Source organism: Gluconacetobacter takamatsuzukensis, from assembly GCF_014174275.1.
In the GTDB taxonomy this organism is placed as follows: domain Bacteria; phylum Pseudomonadota; class Alphaproteobacteria; order Acetobacterales; family Acetobacteraceae; genus Gluconacetobacter; species Gluconacetobacter takamatsuzukensis.
Window position 1 is genome coordinate 81286 of the sequence record NZ_JABEQK010000011.1, and the last position, 21217, is coordinate 102502.

Here is a 21217-nt window from a genome sequence, read left to right on the forward strand (position 1 = left end):
TTCCTGTCTGCTGCATTCACTGGCCCGACATCGCGACTGCGCCGTCAGGCTGGCTGGGCCCGCCCGACCAGGCGCTTGAACATCTCCCTTACCCCCTGCGGCAAAGCCAGCCGGAACGAGATGCGCCCCAGCAGCACCGGATAGCGCGCGGGCGACACCAGCCCCAGCGCGTCGCCGAACCGCCCGTGAATGGCCAGTCGCGTCGCCGTCCCCATCAGATGGTCCGCCATCTCCGCCCGATTTTCCGCCCGAACCGCGACGGAAGGATCCCGAAGCGCACGGCGGATAAAGCCACAATCCGCATTATCCAGTTCAAAAGGACGGTAGAAAGCCAGTGCGACCAGCTTCATCCCCATGGCCAGCGCCAGCCATGACCGTTCGTCCGCGCTCAGAACCGTCGCGCCCGCATGCAGAAAATCCTCCAACGAAACCGCCTGCGCGCAACGCCGCAATTCATCCGCGGAAAAAGCCAGATCGGGCTGTCCCGACCGCCGCCGGCGGGCAGACACCGCCGCCATCTGCGACCAGAACGCCATCGACCGCCCATTGCGGATCGAGGCACTGGAAATGGAATGCGCATGCACCCGGTACGCACCGAAATCTTCCGGAAGATTCAGTATGGTGCCGACTTCCTGCAACCGCCAGCACAGGTCGCTGTCCTCCGCCACCGTCAGACTGCGATACCCCCCCACCCGGTCGAACGCCGCGCGCCGCATCATCAGGAAGGGCTGGGGCAGATAGGGCTCGCGCGCCGGCAGCCATGACGGATCGGCCCGGTCTATCAGGGCGGCGCGCACCCTGCCACCGGTCGGATGCCCCTGGGCATCGATATGCCGCCCGCTACCGGACAGGGCGATGCAGTCCGGATGCGCCGTCATGTATCCGAACTGCCGTTCCAGCCGGTCAGGCGCTGCCAGATCGTCCGCATCCAGCCGGGCAATGAACGGCGCGCGACACTGCGATACCCCATGGTTCAGCGCGGCGGTGATGCCGCCATTCGGCTGCGTCAGAACCACGATCCGCGGGTCCTGCGACGCCATCTCGGCCAGAATCCGACCTGTCCCGTCGGTCGAGCCGTCATCGACGACGACGATGCGGATCGCGGCGATGGTCTGGCCACGCAGACTATCGATGGCCTCGCGAATGGTCGATTCCGCATTATAGGCCGGGATCAGGATATCGATCAGGGGATCGGCCACCATATTGTTCCTCTCCTCCTCCGCGCCATTCCGGATAGGGCGGTCATCCCTCATGATGGCCCAGATGCCGTCCCAGAACCTGCATCTGCGGCCGATCCTGCCCGTCGCGCGTCGGCTCCAGCGTGTACATGTATTCGCCCCATAGCGGGCCGGCCGCCCAGTAGGTCCAGCCACGCCAGACCGACCGGTTCGCTGCGAGATAGGCGGCAACCCTGTCCAGTACATCGAGGCACGCCGCATTCCGCCCCACGCCGAACTCCCCCAGGAAACCGACATTCCCTGTCTGGTGCAGCCAGGTCGTAAAGGATGTCAGGCGCCCGATCGCCTGGTCTGCCGGGACGCATTCCGCGCTGCGGCCGCTGCTATCCGTGTCGAAATATTCATGCACCTCGAAGATCAGGGCATGAACCGGGTCTCTCAACGCCGCCATCTCCGGCCCGTTCTGCGTCGCGAACCCATGCGCGGAATCCCAGCCGATACCCGACACCAGGATCGGATTGTCCGCTCCGGCACTGCGGATGCCCGAAATCGCCTCTTGGGTGATGTCGCGCCACTGGCGGGCCGAGCGCTGCTGAGGCTCGTTCATCAAGCCGAACCAGATCTCGTGCCTGTCGTGCAGCGCCGCGCCCAGGCGCGTCCACAGGTCGCGGAAATCATCCGCCGAGACCGTGTCGCTCCCGATCAGGTTCCCCCGATAGCGGCCATAATCGTGGACATCGAGGATCACGGTCCCCCCCACCGCCCGCACCTGGTCGGCGAAGGCCAGGATGCGCTTCATATGGTCGGCATCCAGCGCGGCGCCTGGCGTGGGCTGCAATCGTTCCCACAGCACTGACAGGCGAAAGATATTCATGCCCTTGTCGTGAAAATACGTCACCTCGCCCGACTTGGGAAACAGATAATCATAGCCATAGCGGCCGGGAATCTTGTTCGAGGAATAAGCCGCCCCTGCCAGGTTTACACCCTTGTATTCCTGTGCCGGCGCCGGCGTCCCTCTCCCGACAACCGACAGCGCCAGCAAGGCCGGAAAGAGGATTGTCAGACTGCGCATGGGCTTTTCCATATCGTCTTGGTCAGGACGGCACGGCCATGCCGGCCGGCACCCGGATCATGCGGGGGCGGATACGCAGGGCAGCAGGCCCCATCGCATCGGTGACGCCATAGAGGAACCACAGCAACGCCGCCGTCTTGATCGTGAAGACCGACGCCCCGATGCACAATGATGTCGCGAAATAGACCGAGATCATGGTCTTCATCGTCGCCCCCTGGGGCGTGCGGGACGGGTGAAACGCGAACAGTCCCAGATAGAACAGCGTCAGGACCGCCCCGAGATTGTTCAGTACATAGGCATAACCGGTATCCAGGGTGTACACAGGCGAGGGCGCCAGCCCGAACCACTGGCCGGGGCCCCAGTAATCCAGCAGCCGGCCCGAAAAGATCAGCCGCCCGGCCAGATCGTCCTTGATGATGGCGGGCAGGACACCCGGCAGTTCATGCATCGTGCCCACGAGGGTCAGCAGCGTCCCGACCAGGATCGGGAATAGAAATGCCGCCAGCGCCGACCGGCGAAGCGGGCTGATCCGCACCAGCAGCATCAGCAGGCAGCATCCCGAGGCAAAACGGGAATCCGCCAGCACGAAGCACAGTACAGCCATGGCGTACATCACCACGCAACGCCGGCCCGGCTGGTTGCGCGACACGCTGAGGCACCACGCAAACAGCACAGCCGAAAAATTCCCCAGCGAGTCCGGCTCCAGAAAGATCGAAGAGATGCGATGCGGCCCGAAGATCGACTGGAAGAAGGTACGGCTGGCCCCGGCACCCCGATTGCCACTGAGAAACAGGTTGCTGTTGCTGTAATTGACCGTGTCCTTGGCGATCACGCCCTTCTGCACATAATAGTCCCAGATATTGAAGAAACTGGCATAGATGTTCGTAAAGACCAGCTCGACGAACCCCACCCCCAGCACCAGCACGATCAGGATCCGGAGCGCCGACCAGGCGGTTCGCTCACTGGCCATGCGCCCTAGCATGTAGAAGATGTACATGATGCCGACATCATGCAGGATCTTCACGCTGAGGGACGGATTGACCAGCCGGGCCCCGACCACGAAGCTCGCCGTCAGCGCCATGAGCCATAGGGCGGCGAGGTCGATCCTGTGCCGGATCAGATACAGACCCGCCGCCATGATCCCGATTTCAACCACGGCAATCTGTGAATTTCCGACCATCATCCAGTGCCGTGTGGAGACGAAGCACAACACCAGGTTGAACATCGCCGCCGCGATGACGAGGTACAATCCTCCCAATCGCTCCTCGGCCGCAACGACCACCCCTCCTGCTCCGATATGCCCGCCTCTCATCCGTCACGCTCGGTGCAGGCAGCCACCGGCGTCGCCAGCACGACCTCCCCGCCCCGCCCGCCGGCCTGCGGCCGACCATGATCCGGCAGGCGGCTGGCCAGGAGGCGGCCCAGATTATGGAGGGGCAACTCCACAAGATGATAGGTCACACCCGATATCGCCAGCGTCACGCAGATGGTGCCCAGCGCCAGCACGGTCTGCGTCACGTCCGGATCGGACAGCAGCGGACGCAGCCCGACATGGCCCTGCATCAGGTCGAACAGCAGCAGCAGGATCGGCAGGTGCAGCAGATAGACGCTGTAGGACAATTCTCCTACCCATATCGTGACCCGATGCGTCAGCACCCCGTAAGACCGTCCCGATGCATAGAGGTCGCGCACGATCACAAAGGCGGCCACAGTCTCGACGACGTCATAAATCTGTTCGGGCACCGCATGCCCGCCCAGCGCCAGCCGGTCGTACAGCAGCACGACAACCCCCACCAGCAGCAGGGCCGGCGATGCCGCCCATGCCGGAGACGGCAGCATGGGGATGAGCGCCCCGAGCGCGAAAGCGAGCCCGAAATTCAGCCCAACCTCCGACGGCATGGGCACCAGCGCCAGCATGAAGAAACCCACCAGGGCCCAGGGCCGTGTGGTGCGGCTGCGCATCAACAGAAGGACAAGAGGAAAGAGCACCGAAAAGATCAGCTCGACCCGCAGCGACCACATGGGGCCGTTATAACGTGTATAGGCCCCCGTCAGCGCCAGACCCACATGCACGGGCGAAACCGGCGCGTGCAGGTTGCGGGACAGCCAGTCGACGAAAACCTCCACATCCATCGTACCGCGCACATGCAGCGTCACCATAACGGCAACCAGCACCGAGACCCACAGCAGCGGATAGATGCGAAAGAACCGCTTTATATAGAATCGCGCCAGCACCGCCCCGTCAAAGCGCCCGACCCGTCGCAACGACAGCGACAGCACGCAGCCACTCAGTACAAAGAACAGCAGGACCGCCGCCTGGGCATTGAAGAAATAGGTGAGCAGGTCATGGGCCGCCCGTCCCCACGGTCCGCGCGTTACCGGATCATATCGGATGACCTGGATGACATGCCCGACCAGTACCAACAGGCAGGCGACCCCGCGCAGCGAGGTTAGTTGCAGCAGATAGGATCGTTCCGATCGTGCTTCGAACAGATGGTCCGACAAGCGACTGTCCCCCCGCTGACGAATTCCGGCCGCGCCATCATGACATCAATGCCGACGGCCCCGACCCGCATGAGACAATATCGAGACAAGAGGACACAGACCTGCCCGGAAGGGAGGAACGGTCCGTTTTCATGCCCTGGCGCCCGAAGCGCCTGATAATGCGTGTATTTCCTGTAAGGATCCGGAAAATCAGCCACCGTCAGGCAGGCATGGCGGATCGTCCTGGCACATACCTATCCTCGTCCAACGCGACGTTGCAAGCAATAAGATGTGCCAGTGCCAGCATTTTTCGCGTTCCTTCAACAAGAGGGACCTCGTCTTCGCAAAAACACGATCCTGCCAAAAAACCGCCTTATTTGCCCCCCGATTAGAAGCACGCTTTTTCGAACGAAGGATTTTCATTCATCTTGCAATCCCAACGTTCCTCCCTTACAGATTCGGGTTGCCATGCGCTGGACCAACACAGAGCGCCTGGCTTTGATCCCAGATCGGTAATGCATTCTTCACGACGTTGTCCGTAATAACGGCGAGGCAGGTAGTGGCATGACCGGGTCATTGGTTATATCGGTGCATGACTATCGTTCGCGAAGAAAGGCGAGCGTACATTTCATCACCTCCGAACTGGCCCGGCGCGGCCGGACGCGGTTCTTTTCCATCGGCCTCAGCCGCATGTCCGAACATCGCGGCGACACCCGGGCCGATCTCGCTTTTTGTGCAAATCGTGTGGAAACTATCAACGGTGTCGAGTGTTTCCTCTGGCGAACCCTCTGGCACCCGTTCAACATCCGTCGACCGGCGCTCGCGCCGGTCGAAGAGATGCTGTTCTGGTTTTACCGTCGTATAACACCAAGGATTCCAAAGCAGTGGCTACGTGAAGCCGAAACGGTCTTCATAGAATCCGGCATGGCCCCGGTGTTCATCGAGGACGTCCGGCGGCTGAATCCCAATGCCCGGATCGTCTATCTGGCGTCGGACGATCTGGATGTCATCGACTGCGCGGAAACCATCAAGCGTCGGTTTCGCGCCTATTTCGACAGTATCGATACCGTCCGCCTGCCTTCGCGCCTGTTGCGCCATGGTATGCCGCATGACCGCAATGCCTATTATATTCCACAGGGTATCGACCGCACGCTTGCCGAACGTACCTATCCCGATCCCTATGGCAACCGGCGCTGCGGCGTATCGATGGGGTCCATGCTGTTCGATGCGTCATTCTTCACCATCGCGGCGGAAGAGTTTCCGGATATCGATTTTCATGTCATCGGCGCGGGCAAGGCAGCCAATGGCCTGACGGCACCCAATATCATCGTTCACGCGGAGATGCCCTTCGCGCAGACCCTGCCCTATGTCCAGCATGCGGCGTTCGGCATTGCACCTTACCTGGATCGCGGCACGCCGCGCTACCTGCTCGATACATCCCTGAAACTGGGCCAGTTTGGCTTGTTCGGCATCCCGGCCGTCTGCCCGGAATTCGCCCTGGGCGACCAGCCGGGCCGCTGCGGCTATGTACCCGGAGACCGCGCCTCTATCCGGCAGGCCATCCAGAACGCCCTATCCCATGACGAGCCGATCCGCCCCCCAATGCTGGCGTGGGACGAAGTCGTGGATCGTATCCTGACGCCCGACCTGTACGCCGATACCAGGCTCTAGAATCGTTTCAACTTCGATATTCCGGATTCTTTATATCGCAGCACCTCTACCGGGCCAGCATATGGACAGCGCCCCATTACGTTGCCGACGGCCGAAAACACGGATGCAACGCCCGTCCGACAGGAAGATGGAAGCGGAGAACAGCGATGTTACAACGGACAGGCACGATGACGGCGGCTCCGATCGTCGGCATCTATCGGACCGAGCTTCTGCCGTTGTCCGAAACCTTCGTGCGCGATCAGTCTCTGGCACTCCGGCGCTGGAATCCGGTCATGATCGGCGAACGACTGATCGACCGCCTGCCACTGGAAGGCCTGTCCGCATGGGCGGCCTATCGCGGCCCGGCCACCGTGCCCCAGCGGCTGCGCAGCCTGGTGGCCCGCACGCTCGATCGCGCGCCACCGGGCCTCACCCGCATCGCCCGCCATGTACGCCCGGCACTGATTCACGCCCATTTCGGTTTTGACGGGGTCGAAGCCTGGCACCTAGCCCAGCGCCTGTCCGTCCCGCTGCTGGTCACGCTGCACGGGGCGGACATCACCACCCACATGGACTGGTTCGCAGCCGGCCGAAGCGGCAGGCGCTGGAAGCGCTATCCCCACCGCCTGCACAGGCTGGCTCGCCAGCCGGGCGTCAGCTTCATCGCCGTCTCCGGCCATATCCGCGAAGCGGCGATCGCCGTTGGCCTGCCTGCCGCGCGGATCCACGTCCACCATATCGGCATCGATCCAGCCCGTTTCGTCCCCGGCCACACTCCGCCCGGCTCCCGTCCACCGACGATCCTGTTCCTCGGCCGGCTGGTCGAAAAAAAAGGCTGCCGTTTCCTGATCGAGGCCTTCCGTACCTTACGCCAGACAATGCCTGAGGCCCGCCTGGTCATTGCCGGCGACGGTCCCGAACGTCCCGCTCTGGAAACGATGGCGGCATCGCTGGACGGCATCACCTTCCTCGGCGCCGTCCCGCGCGACCAAGTGCTGGCGCTGATGCGCGAGGCCCGAATATTCTGCCTCCCCAGCGTGACAGCCACCAGCGGCGACGCTGAAGGGCTGCCCTTGGTGCTACTGGAGGCCCAGGCCAGCGGCCTGCCCGTGGTCACATCGGCCCGCGGCGGCGTGACGGAAGGAATCGTCGACGGCGAAACCGGCTTCGCCTTTGCCGAACGGGATGTCGCGGCCCTGACCCGGCATCTGGAAACGCTTCTGCGCGACGACATGCTGGCCGACCGGATGGGGGCGGCCGGGCGGCAGTTCGTCCGCACCCATCACGATATCCGCCACTGCACCGCCGCGCTGGAGGATCTGTACGACCATCTGGTGAGGGTCGACGCATGACGGGCACATTCTCGGTCCTCATCCCGGTCTACAACGCTGCGGATTTCGTGGCGCGCGCCGTGGCATCGGTCACGGCGCAGAGCCTGCCGGCCACCGAAATCCTGGTCATCGACGATTGCTCTACCGATACGACCTGCGCCGTGGTCGAGGATCTGGCGCGGCGCCATCCCACCATTCGCCTGCTGCGCACCGACCGCAATGGCGGCCCGGCAGCGGCCCGCAATACGGGCATCGCATACGCCACAGGTGACTGGATCGCCGTCCTGGATGCCGACGATGCCTATGCGCCGGACCGGCTGGAGGTCATGGCGAACGCGATGGCGCATGATCCCGGCGCCGATATCCTGGCCGACGATCTGCTCTATTACGACGCAGTCGCCGGCCAGGTGACCGGCCGAGCGATGGGTCCCGGCGCAACGCCGACGGGTGCGGTCACGGCAAGCGATTATGTGGCTCACAATCTGGCCGATGGACGAGGCCTGGATTGGGGACTGCTCAAACCCGTCATCCGACGCAATCTCCTGGTCCGTTCGGGCATCCGCTACCCCACCGGCCAGCGCCATGGGGAGGATTTCACCTTCATGCTGCGCCTGCTGCTGCAAGGCGCGCAACTGCGGATCCTGAACTCCGCCCATTACCTCTACACCCAGCGCGAAGGGGCGGTCAGCCGCCAGACATCGGGCATGACCCGCACCACCATCGCCTATGGCGCCCTGGCCCAGTCGGCGCTCGACTTGGCGAGCGATCCGGCGGTGCGCGGCGCACCGGCCCTCGCGGCCCTGCTACGCCGGCGCGCCGAAGGCCTGCGGCGACTCGACGACGCGCATTTCTTTTCCCAGGCGGTCCGGCGTGGCGCGGTCGGTGCCCTGGCGAGGCGTGCGCTGCGGCGCCCGTCATTCATACCGCGCGTGGGCTGGCAGGTCGCCCGCGCGATGCGGCGCCGGGCCCTGCAATGGCGCTCGGCACGTACCCCAACGGCCCGCCTCCCGTCCGATCGACAAGGAATGTCCCCGTCGTGAACGAGATCCCGTACCAGAGGAGTTGACCATGCAGATCGCAATGATTGGCGGCGGTTATGTCGGCCTCGTATCCGGTGCCTGCTTTGCCGAATTCGGCACCGACGTGGCCATCGTGGAAACCGATCCCGTCCGGCTGGCAGCACTCCGCGACGGCCGTATCCCGATCTACGAGCCAGGGCTGGACAAGCTGGTGGCAGACAATGTGGCGGCAGGGCGCCTGACCTTCGGCGACGATATCGAACAGGCCGTCCAGGCAGCCGAGGTGATCTTTATCGCCGTCGGCACACCCAGCCGTCGCGGCGACGGACATGCCGACCTCCGCTATGTCTACGCGGCAGCCGAACAGATCGCCAAGAGCATGAAAAACTATGCGGTCGTGGTCACCAAATCGACCGTGCCCGTGGGCACCGGCCGGCAGGTGGCCGAACTGATTCGCCGCGTCCGGCCCGAACTGGATTTCGATGTCGCCTCGAATCCCGAATTCCTGCGTGAAGGCAATGCGATCGGCGATTTCATGCGCCCCGACCGGGTGGTCATCGGCACCGACACCACAAAGCCCGGCGGCACCGGGCGCGCCATGGAGATCATGCGCCAGCTCTATCGCCCCCTCTACCTGATCGAGGCACCTGTCCTGTTCACGAGCTTGGAAACGGCGGAACTGGTGAAATATGCCTCCAATTCCTTCCTGGCGATGAAGGTAACCTTCATCAACGAAATCGCCGATCTGTGCGAACGGGTGGGGGCCGAGGTACATGACGTGGCACGCGGCATCGGACTGGACAACCGGATCGGCCGCAAATTTCTCCATCCCGGCCCGGGCTTCGGTGGATCGTGCTTCCCCAAGGACACGCTGGCGCTGGTTCGCATCGCCCAGGATGCCGGCTCGCCCATGCGGCTGATCGAAACGACCGTCGACATCAACGACCAACGAAAAATCCACATGGCGGAACGTGTTATCGCCGCCAACGGCGGATCGGTAGCCAACACGACGATCGGCGTCCTGGGCCTGACCTTCAAACACCAGACCGACGACATGCGCGAGGCCTCGTCGATCCCCATCCTGCATCGCCTGGCACGGGAAGGGGCGCATCTGCGCGCGTTCGACCCCGCCGGCATGCAATCCGCGCGCCCCCTTCTCCCCGAGACCGTACACTATTGCGAGGACGCGCTGGATGCCGCAACAGGCGCCGACATTCTGCTTGTTCTGACGGAATGGAACGAATTCCGCGCCCTGTCGCCGGAACGCCTGCGCAAGCTGATGAAGGGAAATGTGATCGTAGACCTGCGCAATATCTGGGAACCCAGGGCAATGCGCGATCTTGGCTTTCGCTACCAGTCGGTCGGGCGCCTCTGACATGAGCCGCCCATTCCCAATGCGCGGCGTCCCCGCGCACGACCCCGCCATCGTGGGACGCGACACGGAAAGCCACGGGAAAAAACGTATTTTATCAAAATTCGAAAAAAGTCATAAAAAAACTGGACAGAAAATTAACTATTTTCTTATTCTCCCTCCAGCCCCGGACAAGCCTCCTTCCCCTTATGGAAGAGGACATGCCCAGGCCATTGCGTGTAGCGTTTGGCATATCCATGACGGATATGCGGATCTCTCGGATCCGTCGCTGGTATTTTATCGAAGAATCAATAGAATACGCTCCGGTCACTCGGAAATTCCCAGACAGCCTGGGCAGATTTCCCGCGCCTCCATTGTTCGTGCCACACCGTATGACATTTCGATGACGGCATATTTTCCGTCGTCCATGATCTTAAAAAAGTCTTTTTTCAGACTCTAATGTTTCAGGACCATATGAATGGTTTTGAATGAACCCGTGTCCATGGAGGTCTTTGTATGAGCGAATCGTACAGCCCCTTGCAGGAGCCTCTCGGCCTTCCCGAACGCAGCCTGCCCATGATGGCTGCGCCTGCAATCACGGAACCAGATGCCTATCCCTATTGTCATTCCGTCCTGTCCGGCATCATAAGCGGCATAGATACCGCCACGATCATTGCATCCACCCTGATGGCGGCGTCGATAGAACCCTCGATCATCCATCAGGACTGGCACCTGGCATTGCCGCTGGCCGAGATGATGTCCGCCCTGGGTTTCATGATGATTCCCAAGAACAGGGCCCTGCTTTACGTCCCGACTGTGCGCCAGCCCGCCGCGCAAATACGCTATCTCGCACCTCCGCTGCTGATCGGCGCGCTGCTGCATACCGTCGTCCTCTACATGCTGCATCATCCGCTGGCACCAAGCCTGAAACTCTCGATGGCATGGCTTCTTATTTCAGCTTTTTTTCTATTTCTTGTTCGCTTTTTCGAGATTTTTCTTCTGGGCAGACCAGCCATCGCACGGCAACTGGCCCGCGATATCGCGGTCGTCGGCAGCGACGAGACAGCCCTTCGCTTCGCCAGCCGCATCGCCAACGAGGCCGGGTCGACCTACCGCATGGCCGGCGTGTTCGACGACCATGAAACCGCCCAGAACCCCCAGATTACCGACGGCACGCTGCTGGACCTGATCGCTCATAGTCGCGAAAACCCCCTGCATGCCATCGTGCTGGCCATCCCGCCCGCCGCCGATCCAGTCGACCACGTTGCCACGATCATCTGGCAGTTGCGCAGCGTCCTGTCCGACGTCTACGTGGTACCCAATACAGTTCATGGCATCGATGTCCTGCTGCCGATCGAGCAGTTGGGCCCCTTCCCGCTGCTGGTGCTCCAGCGCCGACCGCTCTCCGACTGGCAGGTTGTCAAGAAGACGATCCTGGACGGGATCCTGGGCACGATGGCACTGGTAATGCTGTCGCCGCTGATCATCGGGGCCGCAATTGCCATCAAGGCCACGTCTCCCGGTCCGGTATTCTTCATGCAGCCCCGGCTGGGCTTCAACAACCGGATGTTCATGATCTTCAAGTTCCGTACAATGTATACGGATATGTCGGACAGGATGGCGGCGCGGCAGACCGCGCGGGACGATCCGCGCGTCACCCCCGTCGGGCGCTGGCTACGCCGGCTGAGCATCGACGAACTGCCGCAATTGCTGAACGTGATGCGCGGCGAAATGTCGCTGGTCGGCCCTCGTCCGCACGCCCCGCAAACCCGTGCCGACGGCATGCTGCTGGACGACGCACTGGCGGAATATGTCATCCGCCACCAGGTCAAGCCGGGCATCACCGGCTGGGCACAGGTCAACGGCGCACGCGGCCAGCTGGTCACGCTGGACGACCTGCGCCGGCGCGTCGCCCTGGATCTGGAATACATGCAGCGCTGGTCGCTGCGTTTCGACCTGAAGATCCTGTTCCTGACCGTGATGCGGGAGGTCGTCAGCCGCCATGCCTTCTGAAACCCTGTCCGCTCCCCCGCCCCCCGGCGCCGCAATGCCGCCATCCAGGGCCGTCGGCCCGACGCCCCGTGCCGAACTGCCCTATGACGAATTGCAGGTCATGGGCCTGCGCCTGCTGGATATTCCCCGTCATGAACTGGCCGACCATGTGGCACAGGCCGCCCGCCGCCAAGCGCGGATGCTGGTCGTGAACGCCAATGCCCATTGCATGGTCCTGGCCCAGCGCGCGCCCTGGCTGCGCGACCTGTTCGACCGTGCCGACATTGCCTTCTGCGACGGGGCAGGCGTACAGCTTGCCGCTCTGTTCCTGATCGGCCGGCGCCCGCACCGCACCACACCCCCCGAATGGATCGGCCCCGTCCTGCAGGATCTGGGGGCCGACGCCCGCATCTTCTGGCTGGGCGGGGAACAGTCGGTGGCGGAAGAAGGCGCCCGCGCTTTCGAAGTCCGATACGGCGTACAGACTGCCGGTATCCGCAACGGCTTCTTCGACGCCATCCCCGGATCGACCGATTCCGAGGACATCATCCGGCAGATCACCGCGGCCCGCCCGAACCTGCTGCTGGTCAACATGGGCATGCCCCGGCAGGAACGCTGGCTGTACGACAATTGGGACCGCCTCCCGCCCACCGTCGCCATCACCGCCGGCGCCCTGGTCGACCACGCCGCCGGGCGCGTCCGGCGGCCACCGCGCTGGGTCGCCAACATGGGTGTGGAATGGCTGGTTCGCCTTTGCCGCGAACCGAAACGGTTATGGCGTCGTTATCTGATCGGACTGCCGATCTTCGGTTACCATGTCCTGCGCTGGCGTTTCCACCTGGGACGGAGGTCCACATCTTGCCCCACCGAATCCTGACCAATCGCACCGATCTCTGGCCCTCGATGGGATCGCCCTCCGGCATGAACGATTTCAGCACGACCGACGCTCTGGCAATGGCTCCCCCCGCGCGCGACAACCGGGCCATCCTCATGCATGGCCTGCGCCTTGTCCGCCGCTATCGCACGCTGTTCCTGGCCGTCGGCGCCGGCACGTTCCTCGTGGGTTGCGGCGTGACCCTCTCGCTGAAACGCACGTTCATGGCCACGGCAACCGTCGTGGTCTCTCCCACCAGCACGGATCAGGCCGCCCTTCCGAACGCCCAGCCGACAGACCGGCTCGAGGATGACGAACTGGCCACCCAGGCCGGGCTCCTGCAATCGCGCGACGTAGCCGCCACGGTATTGCGCGCCCTGCCCCCATCCCCGGCACCGCAGACCTTCAGCCTGCGTGGCGCATTGTGCGCCCACACCCACCTGCTATGCGCAAAACCGGGCCCCACACACCCGGACTCGGTCTTCCAGGCTCAGGTCGACCAGTTGCAAGCGGCCGTGACGGTCGCGCCGGCCGTCCACTCGCGCATCATCAGCATCAGCGTGAACGCCGCCGATGGACAGCGCGCGGCGGACATCGCCAACGCCTTCGTCACCGCCTATCAGCAGATCGCGCTGGACCGGCGGCGCGCGGACCTGAACCGCACCGCCGCATGGGTGGATAACCGGACGGCCCAGTTGCGCGAACGCTGGCTGGAAGCCGCGACCAAGGTCAGCCTGTTCAACAGCGCCCATCATCTGACCAATACCGGCGACGATGCAGGAAACGGCCCCCTGATCGACCGGCAGATATCCGAAACCGCGATCAGCCTCACGCAGGCCCAGAACCGCCTGGCCGCAGCCCAGGCGCGGGCCGACGCCTTGGCCCGTGCCGGCGCCCAGGGCCAAAGCCGCGCGCTCATCGCCCTCGCCCAGCAACCAATTCTGGTGGCGGCCGCAAATACGCTGACGCAACTGGAAAGCACTCGGATGCAGAGGGCCAGCACGATGGGCCCGCACCATCCCGAACTGGCCGGTCTGGACCGGCAGATCGCGGCCGCCCGGGCCAGCCTGGCGCAGGAAACCGGCGCCGCCCTCGCCTCCATCAACGCCGAAGTCGACGCGACCCGCGCCGAAGTCACGCGCCTGACCCGCAACCTGGACACGCTGCGCGAACAGGCCGGCACCCAGAGTTCACCGCAGGCCGAATACCGCATGCTGGTGCAGGAGGCACAGAGCGCCCGCGAGGTCTATGAAGCGTTCCTCGGCCGGTCGAAGGAAATGGTCGACCGTGTCGAACTGCTGCAACCCCCGGTGGCATTCGTCTCGCATGCTACGGCACCGGACGCCCCGACTTTTCCCAACCGCAAGAAACTGTTGATGGGCGTAGTCATTCTGTCCCTGACGGCGGCAGCCGGTGCCGTCTTCCTGCGCGACCTGCTGTCCCCCGGCTTCGGCGAAATCGAGCAGTTGCGGACCATGATCGGCATGCCGCTGCTGACCGCCATTCCCCGCATTTCCCGACGCGACGGGCGCCTGATCCGCCGCCATGTCGTCGATGCCCCCTTCTCGCCCGCCAGCGAGGCCGTGCGCAGCCTGCTGGCGCAACTGTCGCTATCCGCTCCGATGACAGAGCGCGGCCGGGTGGTGGCTATCACCTCGGCCTCGCCGGCCGAAGGCAAGAGTTCCCTGGCCAACTGGCTGGCAACACTGGCGCGGACAGGCGGCCAGCCCGTCCTGGTCATCGACGGCGACCATCGCGAGAACCGCCAGCGGCGCGATACCGCTCCGACCCGGCGGGGCCTGAGCGAGCTTCTGTCGGGCGCAGCCTCGGTCGCCGACGTCGTGCAACACGATCCCGAAAGCGGCGTCGATTTCATCCCGGCCGGCGCACCAGGCATGTTTTCGTTCGACACGGCCGAAATCGCCCGCCTGCGCAGCCTGTTGAAGGATCTCGGGCGGTCCTACAACCTGATCATCATCGACAGCCCTCCCTTGCAGAGCATGCCGGACGGGCTGGTGTACGGCGCGGTGGCCGATCAGACCGTGTTCGTCTGCCGGTGGCTGCAAACGTCCCGCACCGCCATCCTGTCGTCTCTCGAACGGCTGCGTTCCTATGGAGCGCAGGTCGCAGGGGTCGTCGTATCGATGGCCGAGGATTCGGCCGCCGCCTTCCCCGGTCCGTCGCATTACCTGCGGCGCCGCCCCATCGCCCTTCCTTACGATTCGTGAGGCACGAGCCTTGAAAATCCTGCATGTCGTCCGTCAGTTCAGCCCCTCGGTCGGGGGAATGGAAGATTCGGTTCTCAGCCTTGCACGGATCCAGCGAGACCTGCTGGGACACGATGCCCGCGTGCTGACGCTCGACCGTGTCTTCGGCCAGACCGACCGCCTGCCGGCAACCGACACCGTCCAGGGCGTGCCGGTCCGGCGGATCGCCTGGCGGGGCTCGTCGCGCTATCCCCTCGCACCGAGCGTCTTGCGGCACCTGGGCGATGCCACGATCGTCCACGTCCATGCCATCGATTTCTTCTTCGATTTCCTGGCTGCGACACGCTGGCTGCATCGCCGTACGCTCGTGGCCTCCACGCATGGCGGCTTCTTCCACACGCGCGCCCTGGGGGCGATCAAGGCCGTCTGGTTCCAGACACTGACACGCCTCTCGATCCGTGGGTACGAACGGATCGTGGCCTGCAGCGACAGCGATGCCCAGATGTTCGCACCGATCGCCGGCCGTCGCCTGCTGACAATCGAAAACGGGATCAACCAGCAGAAATTCCATGCCGCGTCGGCCGAGGCCCCCACGCGTACCCTCATCAGCTTCGGTCGGTTTGCCCGCCACAAGCAGATCGACCTGCTGTTCCCCCTCCTCGCCCGCCTGCGCGCCTCCGGCGACGACTGGCGCCTGATTGTCGCCGGGCGCCCGGCCGACCAGTCCCAGGCCGACCTGGCTGCCGCCGCCCGCGCCGCCGGGGTAACGGACGCGGTACGCTTCGTCATCGCCCCCTCGGACGAGGAGTTGAAGGCCCTGTTCGGCCAGAGCAGCTATTACGCATGCCTGTCGGAGCATGAAGGTTTCGGCATTGCCGCGGTCGAAGCCCTGTCCGCCGGTCTGCTTCCTGTCCTGAGCGACATCGTGCCGTTCCGCCGTCTGGCCGACCAGACACGCATGGGCATCGTACGAACGGCTACCGACCTGGACGCCATCGCACGCGACATCCTGGCACTGCATGATCGCGGCGAGACCGCACTGCATGCCCTGCGCAGCCGCGCCATCATGGAATCTTCCCGATATGACTGGAACGATGTCGCCCGACGTTATATGGACCTGTACGAGGCTATCCACCCTTCATCGGGCCGTCCAGCCACGCACGTTCCGCTCGATACGGTGCGGGAGGGCAGTCCATCCTGATGCCCACCCGCCTCGCCGCGATCATCCGGCGCCTGGGCCCCATGGTCCCCCTGGCCGTGGCATCATGGACCCACCCGGCACGGGCCCAATTGATTGCGCAATATTTTCCGTCCGACCTGCCGGGATACGCATCGCCGGAGCAGGCTGATTCCGTCATCATGCACCAGTTGATGAGCCATCAGCCGGCCGGCATCCATGTCGGCGACTTCCTCGTGCGCCCCTCGGCCGCCCTCAGCGCCGGCTACAATACCAACACATTGGCTACCCCCGATACGCAGAGCCCGCAATTCGTCATGGATGGCGGCCTGAAGGTCAATTCGGACTGGACACGCCATGCGTTCGGCCTGTTCGCCTCGGTCAGCGACCGGCGGTTCTCCCGGATTCCCATTGCGGACTATACCAACTGGACCACCGGCGCGGGCGGCTCCCTGTCGCTGGGACAGGACACCCTGGCGCTGGGATATACCCATTACCGGCAGCATCTGTCCTCGATGGATCTGGGCAATTTCGGCGTCTCGCGCCCCGTGCCCTATTCCGCCGACGATGTACGCCTGACCTATACCAAGCTGTTCGGGCGCTTCAGCGTGATTCCGTCGGCGATCTACGAGGATTATTCCTTCGGCCGGGCGACCGGCGGCGGCATCGACACCGACTATGGCAGCCTGAGCCATCACCTCGAAACCGGCTCCCTGACCTCGCGTTTCGAGCTGTCGACCGGCAATTCCGCCGTGATGATCCTGCGCGGATCGGCTGCGCAATATCAGAGCACACAGGGCGGGACACCCAACGATTATGTCGATGGCGCAGCCTTCGCCGGCCTGGACCTGGATACGAATTCGGTCATCCGTTACCGCCTGCTGGCAGGCGGCGAAACACGTCATTTCACCCGCAGCGCGGCACCGTCCGTCACCACGCCGACCTTCGAGATCGACACGATCTGGTCGCCGTCACGCATGGATACGGTCAGCATCTTTTTCTATCGCCGCATCCTCGATCCCGCCTCGCCCTTCGCGCGCAATCAGACGGTGACCGACGGACGCATCCAGCTCGATCACGAACTGCGCCGCAATGTCTTTCTGCGCGGCTTCGCGGAAGGCGGCATGAGCCAGACCGGCCGCACGGTGGCGGGCACGCGCTCGCGCACGCAGACCCTGTTCAAGTTCGGCGTTTCGGCCAACTGGGCGATCAATCGCTACGTCACGGCCGACCTGTCCTTCAGCCATGTCAACAACTACTCTCATGGCGGCCTGCCGCTCGACACGCTGTATGCCGGACGCAGATCGACCTTTGCCAGCAATTATATCGCGCTGGGCGTGAGCTTTGCCGAATAACGACCAGTATCCGCCAACGGAGAACGCCATGACCGCCGCACCATCCCGCCTGCCTCATGCTTGCCACATGTCTGCTCGTCGGGTTCGTCCATTGGCCGCCTGCATGCTGGCAACGCTGCTCGCTCCCCTCGCCGGCTGCGCGCCCGGCAGCAGCCTGCCGCCCCTGCCGCCTCCGTCCAACACGGCCTACCGTCTGGGTGCGGGCGACCAATTGCGGGTGATAACCTATAACGAATTGCAGCTCAGCAATACATTTACCGTCGGCGATAACGGACAGATTGCCTTTCCGCTGATCGGCACGATTCCGGCCATGGGATTGACAACGAACCAGCTGGAGACCGACATCGCCAGCCGCCTGGCCGGCAAGGGCATCCTGAATCACCCCAGCATCTCCGTCGAAGTCACACAATACCGGCCGATTTTCGTGCTGGGCGAAGTAAGCCACCCAGGCCAATACCCATACATGCCAGGCATGACAACGCTCAGCGCCGTGGCCCTGGCCGGCGGCTATACCTACCGCGCCGTCACCGGCTACGCCGGCGCGGTACGCAACAATGGCGACAGCCAGACTGTCGAGGGTCGGCTGAAGCGCGACTCTCTTCTACAACCGGGCGATGTCATAACAATCTACGAACGATATTTCTGAGCAAAAAACATCCGACATCATGCCACAGAGCACGCGGCCGCGAGCAAGCGCTGCCCAGAAAGCCTTCGCGTGGCAACTGTTCCGAGCGTTGCCCCGGTGCGATGGACAACAACAGGACTCTCATTTTCCGGTCAGGGTCAGCGAGCATGCCTTCCAGCGTGATCCTCACCGGTGATGAAGGCGTACTCCGGGAACCAGAGCACATGGCCGTACGCAGCCAAAGGACGAATGTCTGCTCTCTGCAAACCGACATCAGTGAGATGACAAATACGGCGGTCCACGCATAGTCGGATTCAGGGAAAACAAAACTCATCTGAAATCTACTTTCTTCGGATAGAATTTGAGATTTATATACTACAAAACCTCGATATTGCGTGCGTTGAGGCGCGGCCGGCATACCGCGAGATGACCCAGCGCTCTCGGCACCAGGTTTCGAGCCAGACGTTCAAGACGACCAGATCAGGAAAATGGGGCATCTCCTGCCAGGCCTGCCGACAGGCATCCTGGACGGTCTTCTCGATCTGCCTTTTCTCGATATCTCGGGGTCTTGAACCGAAACAGCTTCACCAGGCCGTCGATCGGCAGCGCCTTTGCCGAAGATCTGGTCGCGCTGCGTCCAGGCGATGACGTCATCATCATGGTCAATGGGGCGATAAATCGCGAAATCGTAATCCTGTTTCGCGAATCCCGGCGCATGCGCCGGCCGGCTGTGCGGGAAACGATTCCAGGGTCCCGTCTCAAAAGCTCTGCTAACGCCGTGCCACAATGGTCATGATCCAGATGACTGATCGGCCAGGATACGTGCCCTGTTCTCGCATGGAAGCACGATCAGGGAGCGCAGGCCGGGCCTGTTATCGTTCAATGTGATGGTGCCAGCATGCAGATGCACGATCGCGCGGACCATGCTGAGCCCCAACCCATTCCCCACTTCTGAACGGCTGTTATCAAGCCGCACGAAACGGTCAAACACCCGTTCAAGATCGCCTGCGGGAATACCGCCGCCATTGTCGCAAACGACAAGCTGCACAACGCCTTTCCCGATCGCGATCTCAATCGTGATGGTGCTGCCCGACGGCGTATGATGAATCGCGTTTTCCACGAGATTCGCCAGCATCTGGCGCAGCAGTACCGGCTGACCCGTCACGATCGCCTCAGGCGGGTGGCGCACGCGAAGAACCTGCCGATGATCTTCGACGATCGGCTGATAGATCTCCGCCATTTCGGTAACCAGGACGACAAGATCCACCGTGCAGAACTCGTCACTCTGTGTCCGCGCCTCGATCTGTGCGAGGTCGAGGAGAGAGGCGAAAATCTCCAGCGCCTTGTCGAGTTCATCGATCGACAGGTCGATCTGTTCTTTCAGCGCATCGACCGTATCCTCGCGATCCTTCGCCCGTTCAAGCCTGTGCCGCAGGCGCGAAAGGGGGCTTCGCATGTCATGCGCGATATCGTTCGATACCTGGCGCAGGCTGACAATCAGGGTTTCATTCTGACCCAGCATCGCATTGAGGCTCTGCGACAGATGGTCGAATTCGTCTCCCGTCCCGCGCAGCGGAATACGGCGCGCGATATTGCCGCGCATGATGCTCCGCGCCGTCATGCTGATGCTCTCGATCCGTTTCAGAACGGCATTGCTCAGCAGCATGCCACCGGCCAGGCCCAGGATCATGAAACCGAGAAAACTCCAGGCGACCGTATTCCACAGATCATGCCTCAGTTGTGTCAGCTGAGACGCATCGATCCCGACAAAGTAATAGCCACCATCGGACAGTTGGTATCCTTCGCCGTAGATCGTGACCTGATGCGTGTCACGGGGGATCCGATGCGCCCATGACAGCCATCGTAGTCCGGTGACCGGCCTCAGATGCAGCATGTTGCCCGCGACAACGCTCTCTGACCTGTCCTGCAAAAGATAGAAGAAACCGGGTTCATTGCGGACAAGGGCTTTAACTACAGGTAGAAAATGCGCGACATCGGGCTGTCCCGCCGCGGCAAGGGTCTCCTTGCCCTCATTGGTGATGGCGCGACGGATCTGGCGCTCGAACAGATGCTGGTTATGAAATCCCGTCAGGACGGTGATCAACATGCCGGAGAGCAGGAAGAAGCCGACAAAGCCGGTCACGATCCGGAAGGAAGATGTTCCGGCAATCCGCCCGATCGCGACAAGCCAGTGCCTACGGGTCAAGATCGGCCTCTTTCATCACATAACCGGAACCCTTGATGGTATGGATCAGCGGCTGGCCGTGCCGCCCCAGCTTCTCTCGCAGCCGGGAGAGATGCGTTTCGACGATATTGGTGCGAACGGGAAAATCCATGTTCCACACGTCCTTCAGCAGCATTCGGCGCGAGATAATCGTTCCATGATTGCGCATGAAATATTCAAGAAGCTTCATCTCCTGTGGCTGCAGGTTGATCTTGTCTCCATGCCTTGTGACCTCCCGGGTCAACAGGTCGATCGTGACGTCGGATACACACAGCATTGTCACCTGCTGGCACGGCATGAACCGGCGCAGCAAGACCTGCACCCGCGCGACCAGCTCCCGCAACGCAAACGGCTTGGTCATATAATCGTCGGCGCCATGGCGAAGACCACGGACGCGGCTGGACACACCGTCCATCGTCGTCAGAAACAGGACAGGCGTCATGATGTCGTGTTCGCGCATGTGGGTCAGAATCTCCAACCCGTCCATCCCCGGAAGCATCCGGTCGAGAATCACGAGGCTCCATCGCTCCGAAAGGGCACGCCGTAACCCATCCGGCCCGTTCGCGACAGCGAAGACATCGATATCGTGTTCCGCCAGGCCTTCGTGCAGATATGCTGCCGTCGCGCAATCATCCTCGACCAGAAGCAGACGCGCGCGCGCGGTCAGGGCCATGGCAA

17 protein-coding genes are annotated in these 21217 nt (G+C 63.0%); 11 read left to right on the forward strand and 6 right to left on the reverse strand.

The window, feature by feature from the left end; genetic code table 11:
• Window positions 1–44: 44 nt before the first annotated feature.
• Genes HLH27_RS13755 through HLH27_RS13770 form a run of 4 tightly spaced genes read right to left on the reverse strand, consistent with a single transcriptional unit; the run spans window position 45 to window position 4755 of the window.
• The gene (locus tag HLH27_RS13755; RefSeq protein ID WP_220790422.1) at window positions 45–1202 is read right to left on the reverse strand and encodes a glycosyltransferase family 2 protein; all 1158 of its coding nucleotides are present in this window, start codon (window positions 1200–1202) and stop codon (window positions 45–47) included.
• Window positions 1203–1242: 40 nt separating this feature from the next.
• Complete coding sequence (locus HLH27_RS13760) at window positions 1243–2250, reverse strand: glycoside hydrolase family 5 protein (RefSeq protein WP_246375901.1); 1008 nt, start codon at window positions 2248–2250, stop codon at window positions 1243–1245.
• A gap of 22 nt (window positions 2251–2272) precedes the next feature.
• Complete coding sequence (locus tag HLH27_RS13765) at window positions 2273–3562, reverse strand: polysaccharide polymerase (protein ID WP_182950615.1); 1290 nt, start codon at window positions 3560–3562, stop codon at window positions 2273–2275.
• On the reverse strand, window positions 3559–4755 hold the full coding sequence (locus tag HLH27_RS13770) for an acyltransferase family protein (protein WP_182950616.1): 1197 nt from the start codon (window positions 4753–4755) through the stop codon (window positions 3559–3561). The genes HLH27_RS13765 and HLH27_RS13770 overlap by 4 nt, the downstream gene beginning before the upstream one ends.
• A gap of 543 nt (window positions 4756–5298) precedes the next feature.
• Here HLH27_RS13770 and HLH27_RS13775 point away from each other — a divergent pair.
• From HLH27_RS13775 to HLH27_RS13825, 11 genes are all read left to right on the forward strand, one after another.
• On the forward strand, window positions 5299–6405 hold the full coding sequence (locus HLH27_RS13775) for a GumK N-terminal domain-containing glycosyltransferase (RefSeq protein WP_182950617.1): 1107 nt from the start codon (window positions 5299–5301) through the stop codon (window positions 6403–6405).
• 167 nt (window positions 6406–6572) lie between these two features.
• Window positions 6573–7736 (forward strand): glycosyltransferase, encoded by a 1164-nt coding sequence (locus HLH27_RS13780; protein WP_246375902.1) that lies wholly within the window; start codon window positions 6573–6575, stop codon window positions 7734–7736.
• Window positions 7733–8755, forward strand: a complete 1023-nt coding sequence (locus HLH27_RS13785) for a glycosyltransferase family 2 protein (protein WP_182950619.1) — start codon at window positions 7733–7735, stop codon at window positions 8753–8755. Before HLH27_RS13780 ends, HLH27_RS13785 begins: the two co-directional genes overlap by 4 nt.
• A 28-nt stretch (window positions 8756–8783) precedes the next feature.
• Window positions 8784–10109 (forward strand): UDP-glucose dehydrogenase family protein, encoded by a 1326-nt coding sequence (locus HLH27_RS13790; RefSeq protein WP_182950620.1) that lies wholly within the window; start codon window positions 8784–8786, stop codon window positions 10107–10109.
• Window position 10110: 1 nt separating this feature from the next.
• Window positions 10111–10545: a hypothetical protein gene (locus tag HLH27_RS13795; protein WP_182950621.1), complete on the forward strand. Its 435-nt coding sequence runs from the start codon at window positions 10111–10113 to the stop codon at window positions 10543–10545.
• Window positions 10546–10601: 56 nt separating this feature from the next.
• The gene (locus tag HLH27_RS13800; protein WP_182950622.1) at window positions 10602–12098 is read left to right on the forward strand and encodes an exopolysaccharide biosynthesis polyprenyl glycosylphosphotransferase; all 1497 of its coding nucleotides are present in this window, start codon (window positions 10602–10604) and stop codon (window positions 12096–12098) included.
• Window positions 12088–12954 (forward strand): WecB/TagA/CpsF family glycosyltransferase, encoded by an 867-nt coding sequence (locus HLH27_RS13805; RefSeq protein ID WP_246375903.1) that lies wholly within the window; start codon window positions 12088–12090, stop codon window positions 12952–12954. Before HLH27_RS13800 ends, HLH27_RS13805 begins: the two co-directional genes overlap by 11 nt.
• Window positions 12936–15179 carry a GumC family protein gene (locus tag HLH27_RS13810; protein WP_246375904.1) on the forward strand — a complete coding sequence of 748 codons (2244 nt, stop codon included), beginning with the start codon at window positions 12936–12938 and terminating at the stop codon, window positions 15177–15179. The genes HLH27_RS13805 and HLH27_RS13810 overlap by 19 nt, the downstream gene beginning before the upstream one ends.
• A 10-nt stretch (window positions 15180–15189) precedes the next feature.
• A complete protein-coding gene (locus tag HLH27_RS13815; protein ID WP_182950623.1) occupies window positions 15190–16359 on the forward strand; it encodes a glycosyltransferase family 4 protein in 1170 nt (389 codons plus the stop codon).
• Window positions 16359–17690, forward strand: a complete 1332-nt coding sequence (locus HLH27_RS13820) for an outer membrane beta-barrel protein (RefSeq protein WP_246375905.1) — start codon at window positions 16359–16361, stop codon at window positions 17688–17690. Before HLH27_RS13815 ends, HLH27_RS13820 begins: the two co-directional genes overlap by 1 nt.
• A 28-nt stretch (window positions 17691–17718) precedes the next feature.
• Window positions 17719–18336 carry a polysaccharide biosynthesis/export family protein gene (locus HLH27_RS13825; RefSeq protein WP_246375906.1) on the forward strand — a complete coding sequence of 206 codons (618 nt, stop codon included), beginning with the start codon at window positions 17719–17721 and terminating at the stop codon, window positions 18334–18336.
• A gap of 769 nt (window positions 18337–19105) precedes the next feature.
• On the opposite strand, the gene HLH27_RS13830 is transcribed toward HLH27_RS13825, so the two are convergent.
• Window positions 19106–20521, reverse strand: a complete 1416-nt coding sequence (locus HLH27_RS13830; protein ID WP_246375907.1) for a sensor histidine kinase — start codon at window positions 20519–20521, stop codon at window positions 19106–19108.
• A complete protein-coding gene (locus HLH27_RS13835) occupies window positions 20511–21212 on the reverse strand; it encodes a response regulator transcription factor (protein ID WP_182950624.1) in 702 nt (233 codons plus the stop codon). Before HLH27_RS13835 ends, HLH27_RS13830 begins: the two co-directional genes overlap by 11 nt.
• Window positions 21213–21217 lie beyond the last annotated feature (5 nt).